This window comes from Streptomyces sp. NPDC025793 (assembly GCF_055558375.1).
Genome location: NZ_JBVHMR010000007.1, coordinates 59,910 through 86,484, shown reverse-complemented (window position 1 = coordinate 86,484; position 26,575 = coordinate 59,910). Strand labels below are relative to the sequence as shown.

Annotated in this window: 25 protein-coding genes; 10 read left to right on the top strand and 15 right to left on the bottom strand. The window is 71.4% G+C overall.

The window, feature by feature from the left end:
- Window positions 1–271 precede the first annotated feature (271 nt).
- Window positions 272–2,338, top strand: a complete 2,067-nt coding sequence (locus ACZ4MF_RS16210; protein WP_467492640.1) for a SpoIIE family protein phosphatase — start codon at window positions 272–274, stop codon at window positions 2,336–2,338.
- 63 nt (window positions 2,339–2,401) lie between these two features.
- Here ACZ4MF_RS16210 and ACZ4MF_RS16205 read toward each other — a convergent pair whose 3' ends face one another.
- Window positions 2,402–4,753 carry a transglycosylase domain-containing protein gene (locus ACZ4MF_RS16205; protein WP_467492639.1) on the bottom strand — a complete coding sequence of 784 codons (2,352 nt, stop codon included), beginning with the start codon at window positions 4,751–4,753 and terminating at the stop codon, window positions 2,402–2,404.
- A gap of 224 nt (window positions 4,754–4,977) precedes the next feature.
- On the opposite strand from ACZ4MF_RS16205, the gene ACZ4MF_RS16200 reads away from it, so the two are divergent.
- The 5 genes from ACZ4MF_RS16200 (at window position 4,978) to ACZ4MF_RS16180 (ending at window position 9,838) form a co-directional block, all read left to right on the top strand.
- Window positions 4,978–5,934: an SPFH domain-containing protein gene (locus tag ACZ4MF_RS16200; protein WP_467492638.1), complete on the top strand. Its 957-nt coding sequence runs from the start codon at window positions 4,978–4,980 to the stop codon at window positions 5,932–5,934.
- A complete protein-coding gene (locus ACZ4MF_RS16195) occupies window positions 5,931–6,203 on the top strand; it encodes a type II toxin-antitoxin system antitoxin (protein ID WP_356026426.1) in 273 nt (90 codons plus the stop codon). The genes ACZ4MF_RS16200 and ACZ4MF_RS16195 overlap by 4 nt, the downstream gene beginning before the upstream one ends.
- Before the next feature lie 94 nt (window positions 6,204–6,297).
- Window positions 6,298–6,822, top strand: a complete 525-nt coding sequence (locus ACZ4MF_RS16190; protein WP_356026424.1) for a PadR family transcriptional regulator — start codon at window positions 6,298–6,300, stop codon at window positions 6,820–6,822.
- Window positions 6,819–7,508 carry an ABC transporter ATP-binding protein gene (locus ACZ4MF_RS16185; protein WP_356026422.1) on the top strand — a complete coding sequence of 230 codons (690 nt, stop codon included), beginning with the start codon at window positions 6,819–6,821 and terminating at the stop codon, window positions 7,506–7,508. Before ACZ4MF_RS16190 ends, ACZ4MF_RS16185 begins: the two co-directional genes overlap by 4 nt.
- Window positions 7,505–9,838: an FtsX-like permease family protein gene (locus tag ACZ4MF_RS16180; RefSeq protein ID WP_467492637.1), complete on the top strand. Its 2,334-nt coding sequence runs from the start codon at window positions 7,505–7,507 to the stop codon at window positions 9,836–9,838. Before ACZ4MF_RS16185 ends, ACZ4MF_RS16180 begins: the two co-directional genes overlap by 4 nt.
- Window positions 9,839–9,886: 48 nt before the next feature.
- Here the strand turns inward: ACZ4MF_RS16180 and ACZ4MF_RS16175 are convergent, their stop codons facing one another.
- Window positions 9,887–10,888 carry a LysR substrate-binding domain-containing protein gene (locus tag ACZ4MF_RS16175; protein ID WP_467492827.1) on the bottom strand — a complete coding sequence of 334 codons (1,002 nt, stop codon included), beginning with the start codon at window positions 10,886–10,888 and terminating at the stop codon, window positions 9,887–9,889.
- A gap of 142 nt (window positions 10,889–11,030) precedes the next feature.
- On the opposite strand from ACZ4MF_RS16175, the gene ACZ4MF_RS16170 reads away from it, so the two are divergent.
- Together ACZ4MF_RS16170 and ACZ4MF_RS16165 are read left to right on the top strand one after the other, a co-directional pair.
- Window positions 11,031–11,585, top strand: coding sequence for a peroxiredoxin (locus tag ACZ4MF_RS16170; RefSeq protein WP_351209104.1), 555 nt, complete (start codon window positions 11,031–11,033; stop codon window positions 11,583–11,585).
- Window positions 11,586–11,588: 3 nt separating this feature from the next.
- A complete protein-coding gene (locus ACZ4MF_RS16165; RefSeq protein ID WP_467492636.1) occupies window positions 11,589–12,122 on the top strand; it encodes an alkyl hydroperoxide reductase in 534 nt (177 codons plus the stop codon).
- 22 nt (window positions 12,123–12,144) lie between these two features.
- Here the strand turns inward: ACZ4MF_RS16165 and ACZ4MF_RS16160 are convergent, their stop codons facing one another.
- From ACZ4MF_RS16160 to ACZ4MF_RS16140, 5 genes are all read right to left on the bottom strand, one after another.
- Window positions 12,145–13,512 carry an AI-2E family transporter gene (locus ACZ4MF_RS16160; protein WP_467492635.1) on the bottom strand — a complete coding sequence of 456 codons (1,368 nt, stop codon included), beginning with the start codon at window positions 13,510–13,512 and terminating at the stop codon, window positions 12,145–12,147.
- Between the two features lie 139 nt (window positions 13,513–13,651).
- The gene (locus tag ACZ4MF_RS16155; protein WP_356026407.1) at window positions 13,652–14,359 is read right to left on the bottom strand and encodes an aggregation-promoting factor C-terminal-like domain-containing protein; all 708 of its coding nucleotides are present in this window, start codon (window positions 14,357–14,359) and stop codon (window positions 13,652–13,654) included.
- 398 nt (window positions 14,360–14,757) lie between these two features.
- Complete coding sequence (locus ACZ4MF_RS16150) at window positions 14,758–16,083, bottom strand: PhoH family protein (RefSeq protein WP_467492634.1); 1,326 nt, start codon at window positions 16,081–16,083, stop codon at window positions 14,758–14,760.
- A gap of 444 nt (window positions 16,084–16,527) precedes the next feature.
- A complete protein-coding gene (locus ACZ4MF_RS16145; RefSeq protein WP_356026401.1) occupies window positions 16,528–17,301 on the bottom strand; it encodes an isoprenyl transferase in 774 nt (257 codons plus the stop codon).
- An 822-nt stretch (window positions 17,302–18,123) separates the two neighbouring features.
- Window positions 18,124–18,918: a methyltransferase domain-containing protein gene (locus ACZ4MF_RS16140; protein ID WP_467492633.1), complete on the bottom strand. Its 795-nt coding sequence runs from the start codon at window positions 18,916–18,918 to the stop codon at window positions 18,124–18,126.
- 52 nt (window positions 18,919–18,970) lie between these two features.
- Between ACZ4MF_RS16140 and ACZ4MF_RS16135 the strand changes: the two genes are divergently transcribed.
- Window positions 18,971–19,495 (top strand): DinB family protein, encoded by a 525-nt coding sequence (locus tag ACZ4MF_RS16135; RefSeq protein ID WP_467492632.1) that lies wholly within the window; start codon window positions 18,971–18,973, stop codon window positions 19,493–19,495.
- 84 nt (window positions 19,496–19,579) lie between these two features.
- Here the strand turns inward: ACZ4MF_RS16135 and ACZ4MF_RS16130 are convergent, their stop codons facing one another.
- Window positions 19,580–20,506 carry an LLM class flavin-dependent oxidoreductase gene (locus ACZ4MF_RS16130; protein ID WP_467492631.1) on the bottom strand — a complete coding sequence of 309 codons (927 nt, stop codon included), beginning with the start codon at window positions 20,504–20,506 and terminating at the stop codon, window positions 19,580–19,582.
- 46 nt (window positions 20,507–20,552) lie between these two features.
- Between ACZ4MF_RS16130 and ACZ4MF_RS16125 the strand changes: the two genes are divergently transcribed.
- Window positions 20,553–20,933 carry a DUF192 domain-containing protein gene (locus ACZ4MF_RS16125; RefSeq protein ID WP_467492630.1) on the top strand — a complete coding sequence of 127 codons (381 nt, stop codon included), beginning with the start codon at window positions 20,553–20,555 and terminating at the stop codon, window positions 20,931–20,933.
- A 211-nt stretch (window positions 20,934–21,144) separates the two neighbouring features.
- Here ACZ4MF_RS16125 and ACZ4MF_RS16120 read toward each other — a convergent pair whose 3' ends face one another.
- The 7 genes from ACZ4MF_RS16120 to ACZ4MF_RS16090 all read right to left on the bottom strand — a co-directional run bounded on the left by ACZ4MF_RS16120 (window position 21,145) and on the right by ACZ4MF_RS16090 (window position 26,538).
- Window positions 21,145–21,762, bottom strand: coding sequence for an OmpA family protein (locus ACZ4MF_RS16120; protein ID WP_467492629.1), 618 nt, complete (start codon window positions 21,760–21,762; stop codon window positions 21,145–21,147).
- A 7-nt stretch (window positions 21,763–21,769) separates the two neighbouring features.
- Window positions 21,770–22,354, bottom strand: a complete 585-nt coding sequence (locus ACZ4MF_RS16115) for a hypothetical protein (protein ID WP_467492628.1) — start codon at window positions 22,352–22,354, stop codon at window positions 21,770–21,772.
- Window positions 22,355–22,415: 61 nt separating this feature from the next.
- Window positions 22,416–23,012, bottom strand: a complete 597-nt coding sequence (locus ACZ4MF_RS16110) for a pilus assembly protein TadG-related protein (RefSeq protein WP_467492826.1) — start codon at window positions 23,010–23,012, stop codon at window positions 22,416–22,418.
- On the bottom strand, window positions 23,012–23,209 hold the full coding sequence (locus tag ACZ4MF_RS16105) for a Flp family type IVb pilin (RefSeq protein WP_071381377.1): 198 nt from the start codon (window positions 23,207–23,209) through the stop codon (window positions 23,012–23,014). Before ACZ4MF_RS16105 ends, ACZ4MF_RS16110 begins: the two co-directional genes overlap by 1 nt.
- A 101-nt stretch (window positions 23,210–23,310) precedes the next feature.
- Entirely contained in the window at window positions 23,311–24,051 is a 741-nt protein-coding gene (locus tag ACZ4MF_RS16100) for a response regulator (RefSeq protein WP_467492627.1), read from the bottom strand.
- On the bottom strand, window positions 24,048–25,283 hold the full coding sequence (locus ACZ4MF_RS16095; RefSeq protein ID WP_467492825.1) for a sensor histidine kinase: 1,236 nt from the start codon (window positions 25,281–25,283) through the stop codon (window positions 24,048–24,050). The genes ACZ4MF_RS16100 and ACZ4MF_RS16095 overlap by 4 nt, the downstream gene beginning before the upstream one ends.
- 367 nt (window positions 25,284–25,650) lie before the next feature.
- Window positions 25,651–26,538 carry a DUF5936 domain-containing protein gene (locus ACZ4MF_RS16090; RefSeq protein WP_467492824.1) on the bottom strand — a complete coding sequence of 296 codons (888 nt, stop codon included), beginning with the start codon at window positions 26,536–26,538 and terminating at the stop codon, window positions 25,651–25,653.
- Between the last annotated feature and the right edge of the window lie 37 nt (window positions 26,539–26,575).

Sequence of the window (26,575 nt, the reverse complement as noted above, 5' to 3'; positions counted from 1 at the left end):
ACGTAGGATCGTCCTCCGCAAGGGCGCATTTGAGCAACAACTGTCAGAGCATGCGCCGGGCTTGACCGATCGTCACCGAGGGGCGGCAGGACGTGAGCGAGGGGCACCAGGGCACCACCACCGCCGGCCCGCCGGGACACGCCGGTGGCGCAGGAACAACACCTGAGCACGCGGGAATTCCGTTCCTGGGGCACGTATTGCGGGTATCGGGATTTCGGCGGGACCAACTGCGCGCCCGGCGTGCAGCCCCGGACGGACGGATGCGACAGGCGTGACGGAGCAGCCCACCTCCTTCGAGTGCCCTCAGGGCGCCGACCCCGCGGAGGGCCGCGGGGCGTTCCTGCGTGCTCAGAAGGCCCCCGGCACCCCGGCCTTACCGGCGCAGGCCGTGGGACAGGACGGCAAGGGGCCACAGTCCCCGGCCGGCAAGGGGAAGGAGCCCCCAGTCAACGGCCCCGAGCACTCCCAGCCCGCCGCCGCGGAACCCGGCGCGCACCGCCCCCGCCCGGCACCGGAGGGCATTCCGCCCCAGCCCGGTGCCGAGCAGGAGCGGTCGGCCGCCGCCCAGGAGCGCCGTACCGGACGCGGACTGCCGCCCGGCCGGCCGATGCCGATGCGGCGTGACGGCGACCGGCTCAGGTTCGTGGGCGCGGCGACCCGGCGCATCGCGCGCGGCCTCGATCTGGACGAGATCGTGATGGGGCTGTGCCGGGCCACGGTGCCGACGTTCTCGGACGCGATCCTGGTCTATCTGCGCGACCCGCTGCCGGTCGGCGACGAGCGGCCCACCGGTCCGGTGGTGCTGCGGCTGCGCCGCAGCGACCGGATACCGGAGGAGCGGGACACCGAGGGTGTCCTGCTGCCGCCGGCCTTCGACCCCGAGCCGGAGCCGAGCGTGCTGGCCGAGCTGTCCTCGCTCACCACCGAGCTGTGCGAGGTGCGCCCCGGCGGCGCGCTGAACGAGGTGCTGCGCGGGGTCCGGCCGGTGTTCGCGGACGCGCCCGCCGCCCGGGCCGCGCTGCCCGAGCTGCTCGGCGTCGGCGGCGAGGCGCTCGTGCCGTCCGGGCAGCACGCGATCCTCGCCCCGCTGCGCGGCCGGCGCCGGGTGATCGGCGCGGCTCTGTTCCTGCGCCGCCCTGAGCGGCTCGCGTTCGAGGCGGACGACCTGCTGGTGGCCGCCCAACTGGCCACGCACAGCGCGCTGGGCATCGACAAGGCGGTGCTGTACGGCCGGGAGGCCTACATCGCCGACGAGCTCCAGCGCACCATGCTGCCCGAGACCCTGCCCCGCCCGACCGGCGTCCGGCTGGCCTCGCGCTACCTCCCGGCCGCCGAGACCGCGCGGGTCGGCGGCGACTGGTACGACGCGATCCCGCTGCCCGGCAGCCGGGTCGCGCTGGTCGTCGGCGACGTCATGGGGCACTCCATGACCTCGGCCGCGATCATGGGCCAGCTGCGCACGACCGCGCAGACGCTGGCCGGACTGGATCTGCCGCCCCAGGAGGTGCTGCACCACCTGGACGAGCAGGCGCAGCGGCTCGGCACGGACCGCATGGCGACCTGCCTCTACGCCGTCTACGACCCGGTCACACACCGCATCACGATCGCCAACGCCGGCCATCCGCCGCCCGTGCTGCTGCACCTGGGCGGCCGGGCCGAGGTGCTGCGGGTGCCGCCGGGCGCGCCGATCGGGGTCGGCGGGGTCGACTTCGAGGCGGTCGAGCTGGACGCGCCCGCCGGAGCCACCCTGCTCCTGTACACCGACGGCCTGGTGGAGTCCCGGCTGCGCGACGTCTGGACCGGCATAGAGCAGCTGCGCGAGAAGCTCGCCGCGACCGCCCGGCTGACCGGCCCGGACCATCCGCCGCCGCTGGAAGCCCTGTGCGACGAGGTGCTGGACATGCTCGGGCCGGGCGACCGGGACGACGACATCGCGCTACTCGCGGCCCGCTTCGACGGGATCGCGCCGAGCGACGTCGCGTACTGGCGGCTGGATCCGGAGGAGACGGCCCCCGGCCAGGCCCGCCGGCTGGCCCGCCGCGCGCTGGCCCGCTGGGACATGGAGGACCTGACGGACTCGGTGGAGCTGCTGGTCAGCGAGGTCGTGACGAACGCCGTACGGTACACCTCCCGGCCGGTGACGCTCCGGCTGCTGCGCACCGACGTGCTGCGCTGCGAGGTCGGCGACGACGTGCCGCAACTGCCGCGGCTGCGCCAGGCCCGGGCCACCGACGAGGGCGGGCGCGGCCTGTACCTGGTCAACAGGCTGGCGCGGCGCTGGGGCGCGACCCGGCTGAGCGCCGGCAAGGTGGTGTGGTTCGAGCTGAACCGGGGCTGAGGCTCCCGGTGCAGCGGCGAAGGGCGCCCGGGGACTTCCCGGGCGCCCTTGGCCTGTGCGCTGTTACTGGCCGAAGTTCTGGCCGCCGCCCGGATTGAGCGGGTTACCCGTGACGGGGTCCGTCGGCGGCTGCGTCGTCGGCTGCGTGGGCGGCGGGGACGTCGGCGGCTGCGTGGGCGGCGTGGACGTCGGCGGCTTGCTGGTCGGCGGCCGCGTGGGCGGCGCGGTCGTCGGCGGCTTGCTGCTCGGCGTCTGCGACGGTGTGTTGGACGGCGTCGAGGGGGCCGTCGGCGTGTAGGTCGGCTGGACGGCCGCGCCCTGCGTGGTGTCCAGGTCGAACCTGCTGACGTCGCCCATCGCCCCGAAGGTGTACGCGGCCCAGATCAGCGCCGGATAGCTGCCGCCGTTGACACGGCCGCCGCCCGAGGTGATGAGGCCCGTGGCGCCCGTCAGCGGCACCTGCGCGTGGGTCTTGGCGGACTCGCCGAACAGGCCGACCGAGGTGACCAGGCCGGGCGTGTAACCGGTGAACCAGGCCGACTTGTTGTTGTCGGACGTGCCCGTCTTGCCGGCGACCTGCTGGCCGTTGCGCTCCGGGTTGCTGGCCACCGACGTGTTGGCCGTGCCGTCGTCGACCACGCCGGTGAGCACCGAGGTGACCGTGTCGGCGGCGGTCCGGCTGATCACCTGGTCGCCGATCGGGTCGGGGAGGGAGACCGTACGGTCCTTGTGCTCGGCGGACTTGATGATCGCCGGGGTGACCTTCTTGCCGTGGTTGTCGAGGGTGGCGTAGATGCCGGCCATCTCCAGCGGGCTCGCGCCCATGGAGCCCAGCGTCTGCGCGGGGACCGCCTCCATGCCCTTGGTGTCCATGCCCAGCTTGCCGGCGGTGGCCATCACCTTGTCCATGCCCACGTCGACACCCATCTGCGCGAAGACGGAGTTGACGGACTGGTTCATGGCCGTCTGGACGGTGATGTTGCCGTAGTCCCGGTCGTCCTCGTTCGGCGGGCCGAAGCCGACCTTGGCACCGCCCGAGACGACCTGGCGGCCGCTCGTGCCGTCGTAGATCGTGTTCGGGGTGATGGCCCGGCCGTCCTGCGTCGTGGCGCCCCCGTCCATGGCGGCGGCGAGGATCACCGGCTTGAAGGTGGAGGCGGGCTGGTAGTCGCGGCGGGTCGCGTTGTTGGTGAAGTGCTTGAAGTAGTCCGTGCCGCCGTACATGGCGAGGACCTTGCCCGTCCGCGGGTCGACGGAGACGGCGCCGGGCTGCACGTCGCCGTCGACGGAGCGCTTCTTCGCGTCCAGCTTGCTGGTCAGCTGCTCCTTGACGGCCTGCTCCAGCTGGGTCTGCTTCTTCCGGTCGATGTTGAGCGTGATGGTCCAGCCGCCCTTGCGCACCAGCGCCTCGGCGTCACCGAGGCTGGCGGCGTCGCCCTGGGACACGAGCTGCTTGTACAGCGCCGAGTTGGCCGCGTCGACCAGGTAGCCGGTCTGCCCCTTCATGCCCGGCGCCGCCTTGGGCGCCTTGGGGACCTCGAACTTCATGGCCTGGCGCTTGCCCGCGTCCAGCCAGTGCTGCTTGACCATGTTGTCCAGGACGTAGTTCCAGCGGGCGACCGCCAGCTGCTTGCCCGTGTCGGTCGCGAGGCCCCAGTCGTACTGGTTCGGCGCCTGGAGCAGCGCGGCGAGGTAGGCGCCCTCCTGGACCGTGAGGTCCTTGGCGTCCTTGTGGTAGTACGCCTGTGCCGCGGCCTGGATGCCGTAGGCGCCGCGGCCGTAGTAGCTGGTGTTGATGTAGCCCGCGAGGATGTAGTCCTTGGACTTCTGGCGGTCCAGCTTCAGCGAGATGACCAGTTCCTTCAGCTTGCGCGAGACGGTCTGGTTCTGGTCCAGGTAGTAGTTCTTGACGTACTGCTGGGTGATCGTCGAACCGCCCTGAGTGCCGTGCCCCTCCAGGGTGTTGAGGATGCCGCGGGTGGTGCCCTTCAGGTCGATGCCGGAGTCCGAGTAGAAGGTCTTGTTCTCCGCCGCGACGAAGGTGTGCTGGACGTCCTTGGGGACTTCGGCGAGGTCGACGCTCTCGCGGTTGAGTTCGCCGGTGCGGGCGAGGATCGTGCCGTCGCTGTACTTGTAGATGTTGCTCTGCAGCTGGGCGGTGGCGTTGCCCGCCGGGATGTCGATCGTCATGTACAGCACGACGAACGCGCCGATGACGAGCAGCACCAGGCCGAAGAAGGTCCCGAGGATCTTCTTCCAGGTGAAGAGCCGGCGTATTCGGCCCTTGGGGCGTTTGCCGCCGGCCGGTGCGGAGGGGGAGGCGGTGGCGGCCGGCGTGGACTGCGAGCGGCCTCGCCTGGGCGCCGCGCGGTGGCCGCCGCGCTGTCGCGCTCGTCTCTCGTCCGCTCGTCCCATGGGTCCCTACGCTCCGCTTCCGTCTCGGGGTCAGCTCCGAAAGCTAACACCCGTCTCTATGACAAAGGGCGTCCGATCCGCTCTTTTACGGACGTGACAATCAGCACCCGCCCCAACGGAACCGACGGCTGACGAGGCCGCAGGGTTGCTTCTGCGGGAGAAAGTGATATCAGTTAGCTAGATCGCCGATAGGCATCATCGACACCACCGGAACGGGGACCACCATGACCACGAACGACTCCGCACCCGACGCGTCCGAGGCGCTCGACGCTCCCGACGCACCCGCGATGCCCGCTCCCCGCACCCGGGAGTTCACCGCGCACAGCATCGGCGGCGGACTCGCTCTCCTGCTCGGCCTGCTCGGGCTCGGCGCCACCGCCGCGCTGCTCGCCACGGCCGCGGCCCTCTCCTCCCCCGCCGCCAAGGGCGTGCTCATCCCCGCCGGGATCGTCGTCTTCCTCGCCGCGATCATCTCGCTGCGCGGGCTGAACACGGTAGCGCCGGGCGAGGCCCGGGTCGTCCAGCTCTTCGGGCGCTACCGGGGCACGATCCGCGAGGACGGCCTGCGCTGGGTGAACCCCTTCACGTCGCGGACCCGTATCTCCACCCGGGTGCGCAACCACGAGACCGCCGTACTGAAGGTGAACGACGCCTACGGCAGTCCGATCGAGCTGGCCGCGGTCGTGGTCTGGAAGGTCCAGGACACCGCTCAGGCCACGTTCGAGGTGGACGACTTCACCGAGTTCGTCGCCACACAGACCGAGACGGCCGTGCGGCACATCGCCATCGAGTACCCCTACGACTCCCACGAGGAGGGCGGGCTGTCGCTGCGCGGAAACGCCGAGGAGATCACCGAGAAGCTCGCCGCCGAGCTGCGGATTCGCGTACAGGCGGCCGGAGTCGAGATCATCGAGTCGCGCTTCACGCATCTCGCGTACGCTCCCGAGATCGCCTCCGCGATGCTCCAGCGGCAGCAGGCCGGCGCGGTCGTGGCCGCCCGGCGGCAGATCGTGGACGGCGCGGTCGGCATGGTCGAGACGGCGCTCGCCCGCATCGCCGAGGCGGACATCGTGGAACTGGACGAGGAACGAAAGGCGGCGATGGTGTCCAACCTGATGGTCGTGCTGTGCGGGGACCGGGCCCCGCAGCCGGTCCTCAACACCGGGTCGCTCTACCAGTGACGGACTCCCCGGACGCTCCGGACACGCCGGACTCCTCGGACGGCACTCCGCAGACGCCGAAGCGGCGGCCGCAGCAGCGCAAGCAGGTGCTGCTGCGGCTGGACCCGTCGGTGTACGACGCGCTGGCCCGCTGGGCCGGGGACGAACTGCGCTCCGCCAACGCGCAGATCGAGTTCCTGCTGCGCCGCGCGCTCGCGGAGGCGGGCCGGCTGCCGAAGGAGACGGGGCCGATGCCGCGCAGAGGCAGGCCGCCTGTTTCGGAACCGTGACAATCGGCTCCCACCTGCACCGCCGTACTCCGGGCCATGATCTGCACACTCCGTGTATACACACCCCGTATACACCGTGTGTAGAGTGCTCGTCATGTCCATCGGTCACACCCTTCTGGGGCTCCTGGAGTCCGGCCCGCGCCACGGCTACGACCTGAAGCGGGCCTTCGACGAGAAGTTCGGTCAGGACCGGCCGCTGCACTACGGCCAGGTCTACTCGACGATGTCCCGGCTGCTGAAGCACGGCCTCGTCGAGGTCGACGGGATAGAGGCCGGCGGCGGCCCCGAGCGCAAGCGGTACGCCATCACCGACGCCGGCATCACCGACGTCGAGCGCTGGCTCGCGACTCCGGAGAAGCCCGAGGAGTACCTCCAGTCGACCCTGTACACCAAGGTCGTCCTCGCGCTGCTGACCCACCGGAACGCGGCCGACATCCTCGACACCCAGCGCGCCGAGCACCTGCGCAGCATGCGGATCCTGACCGACCGCAAGCGCAAGGGCGACCTCGCGGACCAGCTGGTCTGCGACCACGCGCTGTTCCACCTGGAGGCCGACCTGCGCTGGCTGGAGCTGACCGCCGCGCGCCTGGACAAGCTCCGCGCGGAGGTGACCCGATGAGCGCCCCCGCCGGCTCCCTGCTCGCCGCCGAGGACCTGCGCAAGGCCTACGGCCCCACGGTCGCCCTCGACGGCGCCGAGTTCTCCATCCACCCCGGCGAGGTCGTCGCCGTCATGGGCCCCTCCGGCTCCGGCAAGTCGACCCTGCTGCACTGCCTCGCCGGCATCGTCCCGCCGGACTCCGGGTCCATCGTCTACGACGGCCGTGAACTGGCCGGCATGAACGACGCCCAGCGCAGCGCCCTGCGGCGCTCCGACTTCGGGTTCGTCTTCCAGTTCGGCCAGCTCGTGCCCGAGTTGACCTGCGTGGAGAACGTGGCCCTGCCGCTAAGGCTGAACGGCACCTCCCGCAGGCGGGCCGAGAAGGCCGCGCTCACCTGGATGGAGCGCCTGGAGGTGGACGACCTGCGGGGCAAGCGGCCCGGCGAGGTCTCCGGCGGCCAGGGGCAGCGCGTCGCGGTGGCGCGGGCGCTGGTCACCGGGCCCCGCGTGGTCTTCGCCGACGAGCCGACCGGCGCCCTCGACTCCCTCAACGGCGAGCGCGTGATGGAGCTGCTGACCGACGCGGCCCGCTCCTCCAACGCGGCCGTCGTCCTCGTCACGCACGAGGCCCGGGTGGCCGCCTACTCCGACCGCGAGATCGTCGTACGCGACGGCAAGTCCCGGGACATGGAGCGGGTCGCGTGAACGTAAGGCAATGGGGGCGGGACCTCGGCATGGGGGTCAAGTTCGCCTTCACCGGCGGGCGCGAGGGCCTGATCCGAGTGCTGCTGACGGCGGTCGGCGTCGGGCTCGGCGTGGCCCTGCTGCTGCTGACGACCGCGATCCCGAACGCGCTGTCGGTGCGGCACGCCCGCGACGACGCCCGCATGGACTACACCTACGGCCCGCCCCGCGCCGAGGCCGCGAACACCCTGGTGATCTCCGACGCCGACACGACGTACCACGGCGAGGACGTCCGCGGCCGGCTGGTGGAACCGGAAGGGCCCAAGGCCCCCGTCGCCCCGGGCCTGACGAGGTATCCGGCGCCGGGTGAGATGGTCGTCTCGCCCGCGCTGAAGGAACTGCTCGGCTCCGGCGACGGCGCGCTGCTGCGCGAGCGGCTGCCGTACCGGATCGTCGGGACGATCGCCGAGAAGGGCCTGATCGGCTCGCGCGAACTGACCTACTACGCCGGGGGGAAGAACCTCGCCGCACACATCGACGGGTGGAAGACGGCCCGGATCTCCGAGTTCGGGCGCCCCTCGGCGTCGTCGAACACCCTGGATCCGGTGCTGCTTCTGCTGATACTGGTCGTCTTCGTGGTGCTGCTGATGCCGGTCGCGGTGTTCATCGCCACCGCCGTACGGTTCGGCGGCGAGCGGCGCGACCGCAGGCTGGCCGCGCTGCGGCTGGTGGGCTCCGACAGCCGGATGACCCGGCGGATCGCGGCGGGCGAGGCACTCGCCGGATCGCTGGTCGGGCTGGCCTTCGGCACGGTCTTCTTCCTGCTCGGCCGACAGCTCGCGGGCTCGGTCGAGGTGGTGGGGATCAGCGTGTTCCCCAGCTATCTCAACCCCTCGCCCGCGCTGGCCGTCCTGGTCGCGGTCGCCGTGCCCGCGGCGGCGGTGCTGGTCACGCTGTTCGCGCTGCGCGGGGTGGTCATCGAGCCGCTGGGCGTGGTCCGTACGGCCAGGCCCACGCGCCGCCGACTCTGGTGGCGGCTGCTGCTGCCGGTCGGCGGCCTCGCGATGCTCGCCCCGATGATCGGCCAGGGCCGCTCGAACGGCGACTTCAACACGTACCTGGTGATCGGCGGTGTCCTGCTGCTGCTCATCGGCGTGACCACGCTGCTGCCCTGGGTCGTCGAGGCGGTCGTGGCCCGGCTCGGACGCGGCCCTGTGGCCTGGCAACTGGCCGTACGGCGGCTGCAGTTGAGCAGCGGCTCGGCGGCCCGCATGGTGAACGGCATCGCGGTCGCGGTGGCCGGAGCGGTCGCGATGCAGATGCTGTTCGCGGGCGTCCAGGGCGACTACACCAAGAACACCGGGCGGGACACCACCCGGGCCCAGATGCAGGTCAACCTGTCCCGCGGCGCCGGCTTCGGCTCGGCCGCCGGGCAGTTCGCGACCACTGAGGGCGTGCGCAAGGCGACCGCGATCGGCAGCACCGAACTGGGCGACCAGAACTGGCAGAGCGGGCCCTCCCGCACGACGCTGGTCACCGTCGGCAGCTGCGGGGCACTGCGCGAGGTGGCCCGGCTGACGTCCTGCACGGACGGGGACATGTTCGTGGCCAGGGGCGGGACGAACGACGAGGACGTGGCCAAACTCGTCCGGCCGGGCCGCACGCTCCACGTCGACGGCGTCAACGGCACGGGCCGCGGCAAGGACGTCACCTGGACCGTGCCCGGCGGGCTGCGGCAGGCGACCGCGATCAGCGGCCCGAGCGGGACCAGGGACAGCGGCGTGCTGCTGACCCCGGGCGCCGTGCCCGAGCGGATGAGCCGCCTGCTGAACGCGACGGTCTACCTCTCGGTGGACACATCGGTGCCGGACGCGTTCGAGCACGTCCGCAACACCGCCGCGCGGATCGACCCGCTCGCGGACGCGATGGAGTGGTCGGCCACCCAGCGCTCGGCGCAGTTCTCCTCCATCCGCACCGGTACGTTCGCCGGCGCCATCTGTGTGCTGGCCCTCATCGGCGCGAGCCTGCTGGTCTCCCAGCTGGAGCAGTTGCGCGAGCGCAGGAAGCTGCTGTCCTCGCTGGTCGCCTTCGGCACCCGGCGGCGCACCCTGAGTCTGTCGGTGCTGTGGCAGACGACGATCCCGATCGCCCTCGGCCTGCTGCTCGCCTCGGCCGTGGGGCTGACGCTCGGCGCGGTGCTGCTGAAGATGGTCGGCTCGCCGGTCGGCGTGGACTGGCCGAGCGTCCTGGGGCTGACCGGCGCGGGGGCGGCGGTGGTCCTCGCGGTCACCGCCCTGAGCCTGCCACCGCTGGTGCGGATGATGCGCCCGGAGGGGCTGCGCACGGAGTAGGAGCGCGGTGCGCCGTGGGCCCCCTCCCGCCCGGACCTCCTGGAAGGCTCAGGCGTCCGGGCCGAGCACCCGCACCGGCAGTGCGGCGAGCGCCCCGCGCAGCGCCACGGCCAGCTCCTCGTACTCGGCCGCCCGAGCCGCGCCCGCCCGCATCGCGAAGGCGACCCGGCGGCTCGGCGCCGGGTCGGCGAACGCGCCGGTGAGGAGCTGGCTGCTGCGAGCGGTCTCCAGCTTCAGCGCCGTACGCGGCAGCAGCGTGCAGCCGAGACCGCCGGCGACGAGCTGGACCAGCGTGGACAGACCCGCCGCCGTGGTCGTGACCGGGGCGCCCGCCCGTCGCCCACCACCGCCCTCAACCGAGGGGCTACGCCCCGCCCCCTTGAATCCCAGGCCGGCCTCGCGGCAGATGTCGAGAGCCTGGTCGCGCAGGCAGTGGCCCTCGTCCAGGAGCAGCAGGTTCAGCTCCCTGAGTGCCTCGCGCGGGATGCCCTCGCGGCCGCCGAGCCAGTGATCGAGCGGGGTGACGAGCACGAAGTCCTCGTCGAAGAGGGGGAGTTCGACCACGCCGGGCACACCGAGCGGGACCGCCAGCAACAGCAGGTCCAGGCGGCCGGAGTGGAGGCCGTCCAGCAGGCTCGCGGTCTGCTCCTCGTGCACCTGGAGGTCGAGCTGGGGGTAGCGGTCGTGCACGAGCCGCAGCACGGCCGGCAGCAGGTACGGCGCGACCGTGGGGATCACACCGAGGCGCAGCGCCCCGGTGAACGGCGCACGGACCGCCTCGGCCTCCTCCAGCAGCGCGCCGACCGCCTCCAGCACCGTCTTGGCCCGCACCGCGAGCCGCTCGCCGGCGGGCGAGAGCAGCACCTTGCGCGTCGTACGCTCAAGGAGGGTCACGCCGAGGGTCTCCTCCAGCGCCGAGACGGCGCCGGACAGCGCGGGCTGGCTCATCCCGATCGCGGCGGCCGCGTCCCGGAAGTGCAGATGCTCGGCGACGGCGGCGAAGGCCCGCAGCTGTGCGAGGCTCGGCTGCCTCCGCTTACCGCTACTGATGGTCACTGATAACTACCTCCGATCAACAAGTCCGAGTGTAGCTATTTCACTAATCAATGCACCCTGTGCCACCATCAGCAGCGTCCAACCCATCACGGGAAACTCCCTCAAAAGGGGTGTTTCTTCGCTGCAAGGAGAGCGTGTGCTCACTGTCGGTGACAAGTTCCCCGAGTTCGAACTGACCGCCTGCGTCTCGCTGGAGAAGGGCAAGGAGTTCGAGCAGATCCACCACAAGTCCTACGAGGGCAAGTGGCTGGTCGTCTTCGCCTGGCCGAAGGACTTCACCTTCGTCTGCCCGACCGAGATCGCCGCGTTCGGGAAGCTGAACGACGAGTTCGCCGACCGTGACGCGCAGATCCTCGGCTTCTCCGGTGACTCCGAGTTCGTGCACCACGCCTGGCGCAAGGACCACCCGGACCTGACCGACCTGCCGTTCCCGATGATGGCCGACTCCAAGCACGAGCTGATGCGCGACCTGGGCATCGAGGGCGAGGACGGCTTCGCGCAGCGCGCCGTCTTCATCGTCGACCCGAACCGCGAGATCCAGTTCACCATGGTCACCGCCGGTTCCGTGGGCCGTAACCCCAAGGAGGTCCTGCGGGTCCTGGACGCCCTGCAGACCGACGAGCTGTGCCCGTGCAACTGGAACAAGGGTGAGAACACCCTGGACCCGGTCGCGCTGCTGGCCGGTGAGTGACCCATGTCGCTCGACTCGCTGAAGTCCCGCGTCCCGGACTACGCCAAGGACCTGAAGCTCAACCTGGGCTCGGTCATCGGCAACTCCGACCTGCCGGCGCAGCAGCTGTGGGGCACGGTGCTGGCGACCGCCATCGCCTCCCGCTCCCCGATCGTGCTGCGTGAGCTGGAGCCGGAGGCGAAGGCGAACCTCACGCCGGAGGCGTACACGGCCGCCAAGTCGGCCGCCGCGATCATGGCGATGAACAACGTCTTCTACCGGACGCGCCACCTGCTGTCCGACCACGAGTACGGCACCCTGCGCGCGGGCCTGCGGATGAACGTCATCGGCAACCCGGGCGTGGACAAGACCGACTTCGAGCTGTGGTCGTTCGCGGTCTCCGCGATCAACGGCTGCGGCATGTGCCTGGACTCGCACGAGCAGGTCCTGCGCAAGGCCGGCGTGGAGCGCGACGTGATCCAGGAGGCGTTCAAGATCGCCTCTGTGGTTCAGGCCGTGGGCGTCACGCTGGAGGCCGAGGCGGTTCTCGCCGGGTAAGGCCGTCGTCCGAGGGCCCCGTTCACTCCGCGTGGACGGGGTCTTCGGCGTTCTCCGGCTCGGAGGCGGGCGCGGGCGGGGCGGCGGGGGCCTTCTGCTGTTGCAGCTCTTCCGAGTACTGCTTCAGGTATCCGACCACCGTGTTCGTCACCGCCACCAGCGGTACGGCCACCACGGCGCCGCCGATGCCGGCCACCATGCCGCCGGCCGCGACCGTGAGGACCACCGCCAGCGGGTGGACGCGGACCGCGCGGCCGAGGATGAACGGCTGGAGGACGTGGCCCTCGATCTGCTGCACGGCGAGGACGACGACGAGGGTCATGACGGCGGTGAAGACGCCCTGGGTGACCAGGGCCACGATCACCGCGAGGGCGCCGGAGGCGACGGCGCCGACGAGCGGGATGAACGAGAACAGGAAGATGAAGACGGCCAGCGGGACGGCCATCGGCACGTTGAGGAAGTAGATGCCGATCCCGATGAAGGTGGCGTCGATGAGGGCGACCAGGACCGTGCCGCGCACGTACGCGGTCAGGGTGCGCCAGGCGCGCGGGCCGGCGCCGGCCACGCCCGGGCGGGCGGCGGCGGGCACGAGCTTCAGGAACCACTGCCAGATGCGCTTGCCGTCGTAGAGCAGGAACAGCGTCGAGAAGAACACCAGCAGCAGGCCGGTGAGGAAGTCGACGATGACCTGAACGCCCTCCAGACCGGCGGACGTTATCTGGTCCGTGTTGGCGCCGATCGCCTCGCGCAGGTTCTTGGCGATCTGGTTGATCTGCTTGTCGGTGACGTGGAAGGGGCTCTTCAGCAGCCAGTTGCGCAGGTCGTCGATGCCGGACTGGATCTGGTTGGAGAGCGTGTCGATGTTCTCCATGACCTGCCAGGTCACGAACCAGGCCATCAGCCCTATGACGACGAACCCGCTGATGGCGGTGAGCGCGGTCGCGATGCCGCGCGGCACCCCGCGCCGGGTGAGGCGGGCGACCGTCGGCTGGAGCAGCGCGGTGACGAGCAGGGCGATGACGACGGCGAACACCACCAGCTGGACCGCGCTGATGACCTGGATCAGCACCCAGACGGTCCCGGCGAGCACCAGCAGCCGCCAGCCCGCCTCGGCGGCGACGCGTACGCCCCAGGGGACGGCCAGGGCCGGGTCGGGACGGGGGCCTGCCGACGGCGCGGAGGTGCCGGCCGGGGACGGAACGCCGGCGGCGGAGGCCGGGGGGCCGTCGGCGGCCGGGGTCCTGTCGGCGGCGAGGGCGGGAGCCGGGGGTGCGGGCGCGGCGAGCGGGTCGCTCTCCTGCTCCACCTCCGCGCGGCGCTCGTCCAGGCGCTCGCTCATCTCGGTGAGGCCGGCACCGAGCTTGCCGAGCCACCCTGGCACTCGCGACATGATCCGTCCTCTTCCCCCGCGTCCCCGCGTGTTCGCCACCTCTCCTCCCCCAGGAGGCATCCGGGTAGACCGTACAGGGCGAAAGCCCCTCCCCTGAGGACGGGGAGGGGCTTCGCGAGGTTGAGAACCGCGGTCGGACTCAGTAGTTGCCGTTCGCCTGCCAGTAGGTCCAGGCGTCGCACGGGCTGCCGTACCGGTCGTTCATGTAGCTCAGGCCCCACTTGATCTGGGTGGCCGGGTTGGTCCGCCAGTCGGCGCCCGCGGACGCCATCTTGCCGGCGGGCAGAGCCTGCACCAGACCGTAGGCACCGGAGGCGGCGTTGACCGCCTGGTAGTTCCAGGTGGACTCGCGGGTCACGATGTTGCTGAAGCACTGGTACTGGCCGGCCGGCACGATCTGCCGTGCGATGGCCTGGACCTGCGCGACCGTGTAGGAGGACTGCACGGGGAAGCTGCCGTCGCCGAGGCTGGGGTCGCTGCTGCGGCTGGCCGCGGCCTTCGCCTCGGTGCGCTGCTTGGCTTCCTCCGCGGCCTTCTCGGCGGCCGCCTTCTTCGCGTACGCGGTCTCGGCGGCTGCCTTGCGGGCCGCTGCCTCGGCGTCCTTCTTGGCGCTCGCGTCCGCGGCGATGGCCTGGGCGTCGGCCTGCTGCGTCAGGGACGCGGTCTGGACCTGGGCCTGCTGACCCGCGGGTATGTCCGCGAGGAGCGTGGTGTCGGCAGCCGTCGACTCGGCGTCGTTGTTGTTGTTCTGCGCGACGCTGCCCGACGCAACTCCGACGACGCTTCCGACGGCGGTGACCGCGGTGGCCGAAGCCACTGCGAATCCCCGGACCGAAATCCGGCTCACACGGTTTCCTTCCAGCATCGCCCGCTTCGGTGACCCTGGCGGACGCAATCGTGCCCCTGACACTGGCCTCCCAACTGCGGGGTCACGGGAGGCGCGGGCCCGGTGGGCAACTCCCCCGGGGGAGCGCCGTGTGGTGCTCGGGCGGCATACGACGAACTCTATGGAGTTGGTGGTGCTTCAGTGGTGCTGTACCGCTGGGGGTACAGATGTGTCGTATGCGGGGCCTGACAGGACTGAGACTCTGCCGTAACCGGCCGCCGGGTGGCAATTCTGTGTTGCGTGTGAAAGCTCACATCCCGTTTGGTCCAGGGGATTTCCGGAAAGCTCCACACGCCGAGACGCCGCCCGGCTAGGCTCTTGGCCTTTGCCGGACGGCGTCAACTGCGCTGCGGGACGGGTCAGATGTGACCTTCCTCCAGCATTTCGGTCACAAGCGCCGCGATCTGGGACCTCTCGGACCGCGTCAGCGTGACGTGGGCGAACAGCGGGTGCCCCTTCAGCTTCTCCACGACCGCGACGACACCGTCGTAGCGACCGACCCGCAGATTGTCCCGTTGCGCCACGTCATGGGTGAGAACGACCCGTGAATTGGCGCCGATCCGGGACAGAACGGTCAGCAGGACGTTCCGTTCGAGCGACTGCGCCTCGTCCACGATCACGAACGCGTCGTGCAGCGAGCGGCCCCGGATGTGGGTGAGCGGCAGGACCTCCAGCATGCCGCGCGCGGTGACCTCCTCGATGACCTCGCGGCTGGTGACCGCCGAGAGCGTGTCGAAGACGGCCTGCGCCCACGGGCTCATCTTCTCCGCCTCGCTGCCGGGCAGATAGCCCAACTCCTGGCCGCCGACCGCGTATAGCGGCCGGAACACCATCACCTTCTGGTGCTGGCGGCGCTCCAGGACCGCCTCCAGGCCCGCGCACAGCGCCAGCGCCGACTTGCCGGTGCCGGCCCGGCCGCCCATCGAGACGATGCCGACGTCCGGGTCGAGCAGCAGGTCGAGCGCGATGCGCTGCTCGGCGCTGCGGCCCTTGATGCCGAACGCCTCGCGGTCGCCGCGCACCAGGCGGACGTTGCCCTCGGCGGTGACCCGGCCGAGCGCCTTGCCGCGCTCCGACTGGATGGTCAGGCCGGTGTGCACCGGGAGGCCGGCGGCCTCCGGGACGTACACGTGCCCTTCCTCGAAGAGGACGTCCACCTGCTCGCCCGGCAGGGTGAGTTCGGACATCCCCGTCCAGCCGGAGTTCTCCGTGATGGCGAGTTCGGCGCGGTACTCCTCGGCGAGGAGGCCCACGGACGAGGCCTTGATCCGGAGCGGCAGGTCCTTCGACACGACGGTGACGTCGTACCCCTCGGCCTGTAGGTTGCGGGCCACCGCGAGGATGCGGGAGTCATTGTCCCCCAGGCGGTAGCCGCTGGGCAGCACGCTGGGGTCCGAGTGGTTGAGCTCGACCCGTACGGTCCCGCCGAGTTCCCCGATCGGGATGGGGGCGTCGAGGCGGCCGTTCTTCACCCGGTAGTCGTCCAGCAGGCGCAGGGCCTGCCGGGCGAAGTAGCCGAGCTCAGGATGGTGCCTCTTGGCCTCCAGCTCCGTGACCACGACGATCGGGAGCACGACCTCGTGCTCGTCGAAGCGGGTCAGGGCATTCGGGTCGGCCAGCAGGACGCTGGTGTCGAGAACATAGGTGCGCCGGTCTGGCTTGTGGCGCTTTGTGCTGGTCACCACGGAAGGACGTACCCCCTCGGATGAGGTCGGGGAGCGACGAGGTGGAAGCTGGGCCGGGAGGGTGGGGAAAATCCCGTCCGGGAGGGCGGGGAATATCCCGCCCGCGACGGCGGGAAAGCCCCGTCCGGGAGGACGGGCACTGACCAGGCCGACCGCCGGCCCTCGCACGCGGCGGGCCGAGGACCGGCCCTCCGCGGCTGCTTCCGTGCAGTGACCGCACGGTCGGGCTGGTGCAAAGGGCCTCCCGGGCGGACGGCCCCGTGCCGCCCGCTGAGATCCGACGCCCGTGGTTCGGGCGTCAACCTGTCTGGCTTATGCCCTCGAACATGCGCCGCCATGCAAATGCGGCCAACAGCGCACCGGTGAACTCCTGGTGACGTCCTTGCGAACCGGGGCGCACGACAACGCCCCGTCACCGGGCGGCGACGGGGCGTGCGGCGGGGGTCAGCCGCCGTAACGGCGGTGACGTGCGGCGTAGTCGCGCAGCGCGCGCAGGAAGTCGACCTTCCGGAAGGCCGGCCAGAAGACCTCGCAGAAGTAGTACTCCGAGTGAGCGGTCTGCCAGAGCATGAATCCGGACAGCCGCTGTTCGCCGCTGGTGCGGATGACGAGGTCCGGGTCGGGCTGCGCGCTGGTGTAGAGGTGACGGCCGATCATGTCGACATCGACGGACTCGGCGAGGTCCTCCATCGCCACGCCCCGGTCCTGCGCGTCGAGCAGCATGGAGCGCACGGCGTCGGCGATCTCCTGTCGGCCGCCGTAGCCGATGGCCACGTTGACCACTATTCCGTCGACGTGGGCGGTGGCCTCCTCGGCCTCCTTCAGGGTGTGCTGCATTCCGCCCGGCAGCAGGTCGAGCGCACCCACATGGTGGACCCGCCAGCGGCCGTCGGCGGCGAGGGAGCGGACGACGTCCTCGATGATGCCGAGCAGGGGGACGAGTTCCTCCTGCGGCCGGTCGAAGTTGTCCGTGGACAGCAGCCAGAGGGTGACGACCTCGACGTCGGTCTCGGTGCACCAGCCGAGGAACTCCTCGATCTTCTCGGCGCCGGCCCGGTGGCCGTGGACGGTGGTCGAGCCGGACGCCTTCGCCCAGCGGCGGTTGCCGTCCATGATGACGCCGATGTGCTTGGGCACCTGATCGTGGTCCAGGTGGCCCTCCACGCGGCGTGCGTAGAGCCTGACGAGCAGGCTGCGCAGGGTGTCGCGCAGGTTCACGTGGCCCTCCGGGGGTTGGCGGGAGAGATGGGTGCCGGAGCCGTGCGGCGCCTGAGGCGTTGAGCCTACCGGTGCTTGGGGCTTGCCACGGCCCGGGGCTTGGGAGTGAGGGGTTCGTGCGGGTTCGTCGTCGGCTGTGGGTGGGTGGGCTGCGAGTCGGGGGCTGCGGGTCGGGGGGTCTTCGCACCCACGCGGCGGGGCCGCATGCCGGACACAGCCCCGCGCCTTCCCTGAGGGGGACGCCGACCCGGTGCCGAGCGGTTCCGGAGTGCGGGCAGAAAAAACGGGCCGGTCCGTGGGGGGGAGACGGACCGGCCCGAGGGGGGGTTTCCACCATAACCCTTCGTAAGGGATGGTGGGTGCATCGGCGTGGAACAACTACTCTCCGAAATCATGCGGCGACGCCCCGGCGACTGCGGAATCCTGGATTCAGGGGTTCCTCATGGCTGGTTCACAGTGGAATCACAGGGGAAACCGGTCGGATACGAAGGTATTCGGAAGAGTTCGTAAGCTTTAGGCCAGTTTGGGGACTCTGCGGCGACTTGTCCGCACATCCCCCCGATGGGCTACCGGCGCGCTAACGGCCGCTTGACGGTTCCGCCACGGCGCCACACGGAGATCGGACGGGCTCACGGCACCGCGCAGCCCCCTCCACTGCGCGGTACCGGCCGCGCCTCTTTGCTCACGCGAATTACCTTGGTCTGAACTTACGTGACACCTGGGACGGATGTGAACCCGAGCGCATAACAATGTGGAAACCCCGGGCGAACTCCACGTGAACGGTGCCCGTTTCCACCCCGTTTCTCCTGTCCGGCCCGACCGTCAGCGGACCGGCTTGCGGGCCTCGAAAAGATGCCGGGTGCTGTGTGCCACGAAGGGGCCCTCCCGCTGGATCCGCTCGTGCAGCGCGCGGAGTTGGGGCTCGTACGCCGCCACCGTGAAGTCGGGGACCATCCACACCACCTTGCGCAGGAAGTGCACGACGGCGGCGATGTCGTGGAACTCCATCCGCAGCCGCTGCGCGCGCAGTCCGACGACGTCCAGACCGGCCGCCTCGGCCTCGGCCCGCTCGCGCTCGGGGTCCCGGCCGGCGCGCACCTCGGCGGGCAGCGGCCCGAGGAAGTACTCGACGAGTTCGAAGACGCTGGCCGGCCCGACGTGCTGGGCGAGATACGTGCCGCCGGGGCTCAGCACCCGCGCGATCTCGTCCCAGTACGGCCGCACCGGATGCCGGCTGAGCACCAGGTCGAAGGCCTCGTCGGCGAACGGCAGCGGGGCGTCGTCGGGGGCGGCGACGACCACCACACCGCGCGGCCGCAGCAGCGCGGTGGCCTTGGCGACGTTCGGCGGCCAGCCCTCGGTCGCGGCGACCAGCACCGGCCGGGCCGACTCGGTGCGGCCCAGCGCGAAGTCCAGCACCTCACCGCCGCCGGTCTGGATGTCCAGCGCCGCCCGCGCCCGGGCCAGCCGCTCCCCCGCCAGCACGGCGTACCCCCACGAGGGCCGCGCCTCGGTGGCCCGCCCCTCGAACCACGAGAAGTCCCAGCCCTCCGTCGGCACGGCGGCCCCCTCGGCCACGAGATCCTCGAAGGAGCGGTTCGCCGACGCAGCGGTCATGCCCCTCATGATCGCAGCCCGGTGTCGGCGGGTCCTGGTAATTTCCGCGCCCATGACGACCTCCGGGACGACCCGTACGCCGGCGTACTCCGCCGATGAGAAGCAGACACTGCACGCGAGCCTGGACCGGCACCGGGACGCGGTGCTGTGGAAGCTGGAGTGCCTCGACGACGAGCGGCTGCGCCGGCCGATGACACCGACCGGCACCAACCTGCTGGGCCTGGTGAAGCATCTGGCCTCCGTCGAGTACGGCTGGTTCGTGGAGACGTTCGGCGGACGGGCCGAGCCGCTGTGGTTCGACCCGTACGACGACATGCGGATCACCCCCGAGGAGACGACGGAACGGATCACCGCCTTCTACGGCCGGGCCCGCGCCGCCGCCGACGCGATGATCACGGAGCTGCCGCTGGACGCCCAGGGCCGCCCGGCCTGGCGGGACATCACGGTCAGCCTGCGCTGGACGCTGGTCCACATGGTCGAGGAGACCGCGCGGCACGCCGGGCACATGGACATCCTGCGGGAACTGATCGACGGCGCGACCGGCGACCACCCGCCGGCCGGGGGTACGACGGGCTGAGCGGGTGCAGGCCGGCCAGGGCGTACGACGCGTCGGCGGTCGGCGCGAAGGGGAGCCGCCAGGGGGGCGGGAGGGTGGTGTCGGTCATGGCCGGGGGGCGGTCCGTACCAGGGGACGGACCTCCTCGGCGGTGAACCGGATGAAGCCCTCCGGGTCGGGTTCGTCGCCGGTCGGCTGGAGGACGACCGTGTCGGCACCGGCCTCGGCGAGGCGCCGTACGGCATCGGCCACGTCGGCCGCGTCCCCCGCGACCCCGAGGCCGGGCACCGACTCCAGCCCCTCGGCGACGAGTTCGGCCCGCAGCCGGGTCTCGGCGTCCGCGCCCGTGGCGGTCAGCAGGTAGGCGACGATCCGGTGCGGTTCACGGGACCGCCCGGCCTCCCGCTGCCCCTCCTCGATGAGCCGCCGCGCCTGCCGTACGCCGTCCGGCGGGGTGGCGGCGGTGAGGACGGTGCCGTCGGCCCTGGCGCCGGAGAGGCGGAGGGTACGCGGCCCGGTGGCGCCGGCGAGAACGGGCACCGCCTCCTTCGGCGGCCAGTCGAGGGCGACGTCGTCCAGGCACACGTACCGCCCCCGCACGGTGAGCCGTTCGCCGGCGAGGAGCGCGCGCAGGGCGTCGAGATGCTCGCCGAGAAGGGTGAGCGGCGAGGCGGCGCGGGCACCGACCTGGCCCATCCACTCCTGCACGCCGTGCCCGACGACGAGGGTGGCGCGGCCGGGGAACATGCGGTGCAGGGACGCGGCCTCCATCGCGGTGAGGGCCGCGTTGCGCAGCGGGACGGGCAGCAGTCCGACCCCGACGCGCACCCGCTCGCTCCAGGCGAGCGCCGCGGCGGCGGTCGAGATCCCGCCCTCCCGGAAACAGTCCTCCCACAGCCACAGCTCTTCGAGCCCCGCCGCGTCGGCGGCCCGGACGACGGCCCGCAGCCGCTCGGGGGGAAGCTGGGGACGGAAGACGGCACCGAGTTCAGTCATGTCGGCCTTCCTAGTGGGGAGGAAGAGGAACGGCAACGTGTTTACGGATCAGGCGTGTTGAGCGGGAGGGACGGGCGATCGGATGGGCCGACGACGCTGGCGGGACGGGCGGGGCAGGCTGGTCGTGGGCGCGGACGCGGACGCCGCCGGGCCCGGTACGTCCGTCCCCCTGGAGATCGCCGCCTCCTACCGGACCCGGACGAGGGGCCTGCTGGGCCGGGACACGGTCGAGGGGGCGATGCTGCTGACCCCTGCGAGCGGAGTGCACACGTTCGGGATGCGCATCCCGATCGACGTCGCCTACCTGGACCGCCGCCTGACCGTCCTCGCCGTCCGCACCATGCCCCCCGGCCGCCTGGGCCGCCCCCGCCTGCGGTCCCGCCATGTGCTGGAGGCGGAGGCGGGGGCGATGGCGGGGTGGGGGGTGCGGGCGGGGGTGCGGGTGACCGTGGAGCCCCGGTAGACCGGCCCGGGCTGGGGGGTGTCGTTTGGATCAGGCCGGCAGTGAGGAACGGCGCCTGCCGGCCGACCCGAGCGGGGTCGTGGGGCCCCTCCCGCGCGAGCGAAGCCGAGCGTGGGGGAGTCGGCGACCGACGGCAACGCCGCTGGGGGTGCCCCCTCTGGGGGAGTGCGTGCCAGGGCCCGCGACGCCGGCATGATCCAAACGACACCCCCTAGCTCTGGGTGCGCGGGAAGGACACCTCGACGCGGCGATTCTTCCTCCTGCCCTCCTCGGTGGAGTTGTCGGCGATCGGGTACTGCTCGCCGTAGCCGCGGACCTCGAAGGTGATGTTCGGGTCGTTCAGGTCCTGACCCAGGACGGCCTGGACGGCGTTGGCGCGCTGACGGGACAGGACGTCGCCGTGGGCGGCGGAGCCGAGGTTGTCGGTGAAGCCGAAGACGCGGATCTGGGTCGCGTTCTGCTTCTTGATCTCGTCGGCGATGGTGGCGATCCGGGCCTTCGCGTCGTCGCTGAGCCTGGCGCTGTCCTTGCTGAACAGGACCTCGGCCTGGAGTGCGAAGGTCACGTCCGCGTTGGTGTCCTCGCGGCGTTCGTCCCCGCTCTGGTCCTCCACGACCGACTTGATGTCCAGCACCTTGGGCGCGGCCAGGGTGGCGCCCTCGGGGAGCTTGAGGTTCGGCGAGGTGGGGTCGATCTTCACCGGGGCGGCGGCGGAGGGCGCGGTGTCGGGGGGCAGGCTGGGGCCGGTGCCGTCCGCCCGGGCCGGGGTGGCGGTGAGCAGCAGCGTGGTGGCGGCGGTGAGGGTGAGCGCGAGACGGGTGGGGGTCACTGGTGCCTCACCCGGAGATCTTGATGCTGGCGGAGGTGAACGTCGGCAGCTGGAGGGTCACTGCGGTGGTGTCCGTGGGCGGCGAGGGAAATTGCATGAACACCGGTAGGGACTGGCCTCCTTGCAGCGTGCCCAGGCCGGTCGTGGTGAGCGGACGGCCTTCCGTGTCGCGGAGTACGTAGTAGCGCTTCCTGCCCTTGGAGTCGACGAGGGTGGCACCGCCCAGGGACGGGCCGTTCTTGGTGATCTCGGTTTCGTTGCCGCTGAGGGCGGCCGGGATGAGCAGTTCCTTGGCCGCGTCGTTCTTCAGGTTGCCGTTCACCGTGACGAAGCCACCGGAATCTCGTTGCGCGGACGTGATCTGGAGCAGCAGCCCGCCCGAACCCCTCAGTTCGGCGAGCGGCTGGTCCGACTGGCCCTCCTGGGGGCTCGGGCCGGAGTCACCCGTCTTGGAGGCGGACGACGAGCTGTGCGGCTTCTTGGCGTCATCGCCGCCGCTGCCGCCACAACCCGTCACGCCGACGGCCAGACCGGCCGCGAGAGCCCACGCGACCATCCCCCTGCGGGCCTTCGCAGTGAACCGAATGCTCATCGCTCCGCTTCCTTCGTCATTCATCGTTCGCTTGTCGGTCGGCTCGCACGGTCCGGTCGGCTCAGCCGGCCAGGTGGACGTCGAAGAGGTCTTCGGGCTTCGGAAGCCCCGCCGGATCGTCCGGTTTGGGCTGCCAGACCTTGTCCTTGCAGGTGAGTTCGGGCAGATCGGCGCCCTTGGCACCCGCGCCGGGGAGCTTGAACGTGCAAAGGGGGTCGATCTCGGCGATGGCATGCGCCGTCGACCTGACGTTCTCCGTCCCGGGGACGACGGACCGGCCGACGGATTTGTTCGTCTCCACATCGGCCCGGTACTTCAGCAGTTCTGGAGAGAAACAGTCACTCAGCCGGGCGTCGTTCCGCGCGGCGAGCGCCTCGGCCCGCCCGCAGGGGGCACCGGGGTCGTCGATCCCCGCCCTGCCGTCGAGGATGTCCTGCCACTTCGTCGGGTCCAGCAGGACCTTCACCCACGCGCCCGTGAGCTGGTCACGTGTGTTCTGGGCGGCGGCGAGGGCCGCCGAATCGGCAGCTGTCTGGGCGTCGCTGCGGTTCACCGAGGCCTGGCCGACCGCGAGGTAGGCGAGAGCAAGAAAGAGCAGACCCGCCACCACCGTGATGTAGATGGGGAAGGCCTGCCCTGCGTCGTTGCGCGGAGAGATCAGCCGCCGGTGACTTGGGCGATCTTGGTCCGGATCGCATCGAAGATCGTCTGCCCGATGCTCGTACCCGTGATCGCCAGCACGATCGCCACGACCACCGCGATGATGCCGAGGTACTCCACCGCGGTCTGGCCCCGGTCGCTGCGGGCGGCGCGGGTCTGCAGGTACGCGACGGTGGTGTTGAACCATTTGCTCACGGTTTTCCCCTCCAGCTTCGCCTCCGACCCGGGCACCGTACGGCCGGACGCGGTGGTCGTCACAGGGCCCCTGGGCCCAACTCCAGGCCCACTCCCCCATGTCACGCCACCCCCAGCCACTTCGCCGCGGCCTGGGATCTGGTGGCGGTCTGGAGCTTGGCGAAGATGCGGTTGATGTGGTTCTTGACCGTCTTCTCGCTGATGAAGCAGGTGGCGGCGATCTGCTGGTTGGTCATGCCGGACGCGATGAGGTCCATGATCTCCGCCTCCCTCGTACTCAGCCGGTACCGGGACCGGGACGACTGTCCCATAGAGGGTTGCATATGCGAAAGCGGTTTGGTTGAGCTTTCCCTTAAAATAGGGGGGAGTTGAGGGTCCGTGTGTGCAGATGCACTTGACTGGATCCCTTCCAGCAACGCCTTCGCCGCCCTCGGCGTCACATGCGGCCGGCCCTCGTACACATCCCGTACGGCCCGCACCAACTGCTCCGTGGTGAACTCGCCGTGCACCAGATAGCCCCCAGCCCCCAGCCGCAACGCCTCTCGCACCGTCTCCGTCTCGTGGCTGTAGGTGAGCATCATGACCGGGGCCAGCCGCACCAGGTGCGGCAATGCCGAGATTCCGTCGATCCCCGGCATCCGGACGTCGAGGAGGACGACGTCCGGTCGGTGCCGCAGCGCCGCCTCGTAGGCCTCGCGGCCGTCCGTCGCCTCCGCCACCACCGTGGTGTCCGCGCGTCCGGACAGCAGGGCCGTCAGGCCCGCCCGGACCACGGGGTTGTCGTCGGCCACCAGCAGCCGCAGCGGCGGGGCGACGTCCGTGCGCGATGGGAAGGGGTTCATCGTTGCCTCCTCTCGGGCCCGGCCACGATCGGCAGGGGAAGTTCCACGCGTACCTCCGTGCCCCGTTCCCGGTCGCCCCGGCCGATCCGGATCCGGGCGCCCGTCTGTGCCGCCCGCTCGACCATGCCGAGCAGACCGAAGTGGCCCGAGGCGCGGAGCCGGTCCAGGGTCGTGTCCGGCGGCAGGCCGGTGCCGTCGTCGAGGACCGACAGGCGCAGCAGAGCGCCGTGGATCTCCGCCCGCACCTCGACGTGGGTCGCGGACGCGTGCCGGTGGACGTTCTCCAGCGCCTCCGCCGTGATGGACAGCAGGTGGCGGGCCTGGGGGGAGGGCAGGGCGAGGGGTGTGGTGTCCGGGGGTGGGAGGGCGCACGTCACCGGCAGTCCCGTGCGGGCCGTGAAGTCGTGGACGTACGACCGCAGTTCGGGCCACAGCGGCGTCCGGTCCCGGGCCTCGGCCACGGCTTGCCCGCCCTCCGGCGCCGCCTCCCGGCGCAGATCCCGCAGCAGCTCTCTCGACTCCGTCGCCGCCCTGCGCGCCGAACGGGACACCAGGCCGGCCTCGGACCTGATGCGGGCCGGGTCGGGGGACTCGGCCGAGGCGGTGGCGGCCAGGCCGTCGGCCGCCAGGGCCACGCCGTACAGGGTCTTGGCCACGGAGTCGTGCATCTCGCGGGCCAGCCGGGCGCGCTCGGCGCTCACCGCCTCCGCCGCCGCGAGGCGCGCCTGGGTCGCCGTCAGGGCCTGGGTCGCGGCTCCGAAGCGGAGCATCAGGCCGCGCAGGGTCGAGCCCATGGCGCCGGAGATGACGCACAGGCCGGGCAGGAGCAGGGCCTCGGCGACCGGCGCGTGCCGGTCGGCCTTCAACGTGGCGTGGACCAGCAGCAGGATCAGGCCCTGGAGGGAGGCGAAGCAGGCCGCGCCCCGCCAGCTGTAGACCAGCCCGGCCAGCAGCGGGGTGCACACGCTGACGTAGGCCAGGGTCGTGTCCGGGCCGGCCGAGACGAGGAGGAGGGAGCCGAGGAGGGTGTCGGCGGCGAGGAGGCTGGGGTGGCGCAGCAGGAGGGGGCCGAAGCGTTCCCAGTCGCGGAAGAGGACGTAGGACACCATGAAGGTGACGACCACGGCCACGCCGACCAGGCGGACGCCCAGCCCCGGGGCCGCGTGGAGCAGGGCCGCCGGTGCCGCCAGGGCGATCATCGCCAGCCGGAACCCGAAGACCTGTCGGCACATCGCCTGGAGCGCACTGACCTGGATCTTCTCGGAGGGTTCGGCCCGCCGCACCGCAGGCCCGTCCTCGGCCGTCGCACCGGCCACCGCCTTCGGCCGACGCAGGAACCAGCCACCGATCCCGGTCAGCCGTCCCCCGCGTCGGCGACCGACCCCGGTCAACCGCCCCCCGGACCGGCCGCCGACCCCCGTCAGCCACCCCCCGAACGAGCGGCCAATCCCCCTGACCCACCCCCCGAACCAGCCGCAGATACCCCTCAGCCACCCCCCGACCGCCCTCACCCGCCCCCCGGCCCAGCCACCGGCACCCGGCCACTCGCCCGCAGGTCCCCCACTCCGCTCCGTCACGCCGGCCACCGTCACCTCCGTCTCACTTCCCCGTGAGCGAGCCGAAGTCCACGCCGGAGCCCAGGATCAGGCCGGCGCCCAGCAGGAGCATCGTCGCCGGGACCATGAACGTGGTGATCATCAGCGTGGCCTTCGGCACCGCGCGGGCGGCCTTGCGGCGGGCGTTCTGGGCGTCGGTGCGGCGCATGTCCTTCGCCAGGGAGACGAGCGTGTCGACGATCGGCGCGCCCAGCTCCTCGCCCTGCTGGAGTGCCGTCACGAACATCGCCACCTGCTCGGAGTCGTTGCGCCGCCGCAGCTCCGCGAAGGCCTGGCGGCGGCTCATGCCGAGGTCCATCTGGCGCAGGGTGATGCGCAGTTCGTCGGCCCAGGGGCCCTCGTAGTGGGAGGCCACCCGGTCCAGGGCCTGGCGGAAGCCGAGTCCGGCGCTGACCACGACCGCGAGCACGTCGAGGAAGTCGGGCAGGGTGCGCTCGATGACGTCCTTGCGGACCCGGATCGCCGACCAGATGCCGACCTCCGTCCAGAACGCGCCGAAGAGCAGCAGCAGTACGGCGACGAACCACTGGCCGCGCAGGAGGAAGACCACGAAGCCGACGAGGCCGAGGGCGCCGTAGACCGCCCGCCGGGCCGCGTAGCGGTCTATGGTCAGGCCGCCGGGGTTGCCCGCGAGGTCGATCTTTCGGCGGTACCTGGCGACCAGGCGCGGGCCCATCAGGCGCAGCACGGCGGGGGCGTAGCGCATGCCCATGCGGTCGATGACCGAGCCGACCGCACCGGTGCGGGTGGCGCCGACCTCCAGGGCGACGGCGAGGTCCCCGGGAAGCTTGGCGTCCGCGCGGTACATGCGGAGGCCGGCGAAAACGCCCCAGACGCCGAGCCCCATCAGCAGCGCGAGCAGGATTCCCACCATCGGGCTCACTGTCGGACCCCCCATCGGATCGTCC

Coding starts and splice junctions, on each gene's coding strand:
- ACZ4MF_RS16135 (WP_467492632.1), top strand. CDS start 18,971: ATGACGACCTCCGGGACGACCCGTACGCCGGCGTACTCCGCCGATGAG.
- ACZ4MF_RS16160 (WP_467492635.1), bottom strand. CDS start 13,512: ATGTCGCGAGTGCCAGGGTGGCTCGGCAAGCTCGGTGCCGGCCTCACC.
- ACZ4MF_RS16185 (WP_356026422.1), top strand. CDS start 6,819: ATGAGCGCCCCCGCCGGCTCCCTGCTCGCCGCCGAGGACCTGCGCAAG.
- ACZ4MF_RS16205 (WP_467492639.1), bottom strand. CDS start 4,753: ATGGGACGAGCGGACGAGAGACGAGCGCGACAGCGCGGCGGCCACCGC.
- ACZ4MF_RS16125 (WP_467492630.1), top strand. CDS start 20,553: ATGGGCCGACGACGCTGGCGGGACGGGCGGGGCAGGCTGGTCGTGGGC.
- ACZ4MF_RS16140 (WP_467492633.1), bottom strand. CDS start 18,918: ATGACCGCTGCGTCGGCGAACCGCTCCTTCGAGGATCTCGTGGCCGAG.
- ACZ4MF_RS16115 (WP_467492628.1), bottom strand. CDS start 22,354: ATGAGCATTCGGTTCACTGCGAAGGCCCGCAGGGGGATGGTCGCGTGG.
- ACZ4MF_RS16100 (WP_467492627.1), bottom strand. CDS start 24,051: ATGAACCCCTTCCCATCGCGCACGGACGTCGCCCCGCCGCTGCGGCTG.
- ACZ4MF_RS16190 (WP_356026424.1), top strand. CDS start 6,298: ATGTCCATCGGTCACACCCTTCTGGGGCTCCTGGAGTCCGGCCCGCGC.
- ACZ4MF_RS16095 (WP_467492825.1), bottom strand. CDS start 25,283: ATGTGCCGACAGGTCTTCGGGTTCCGGCTGGCGATGATCGCCCTGGCG.
- ACZ4MF_RS16200 (WP_467492638.1), top strand. CDS start 4,978: ATGACCACGAACGACTCCGCACCCGACGCGTCCGAGGCGCTCGACGCT.
- ACZ4MF_RS16165 (WP_467492636.1), top strand. CDS start 11,589: ATGTCGCTCGACTCGCTGAAGTCCCGCGTCCCGGACTACGCCAAGGAC.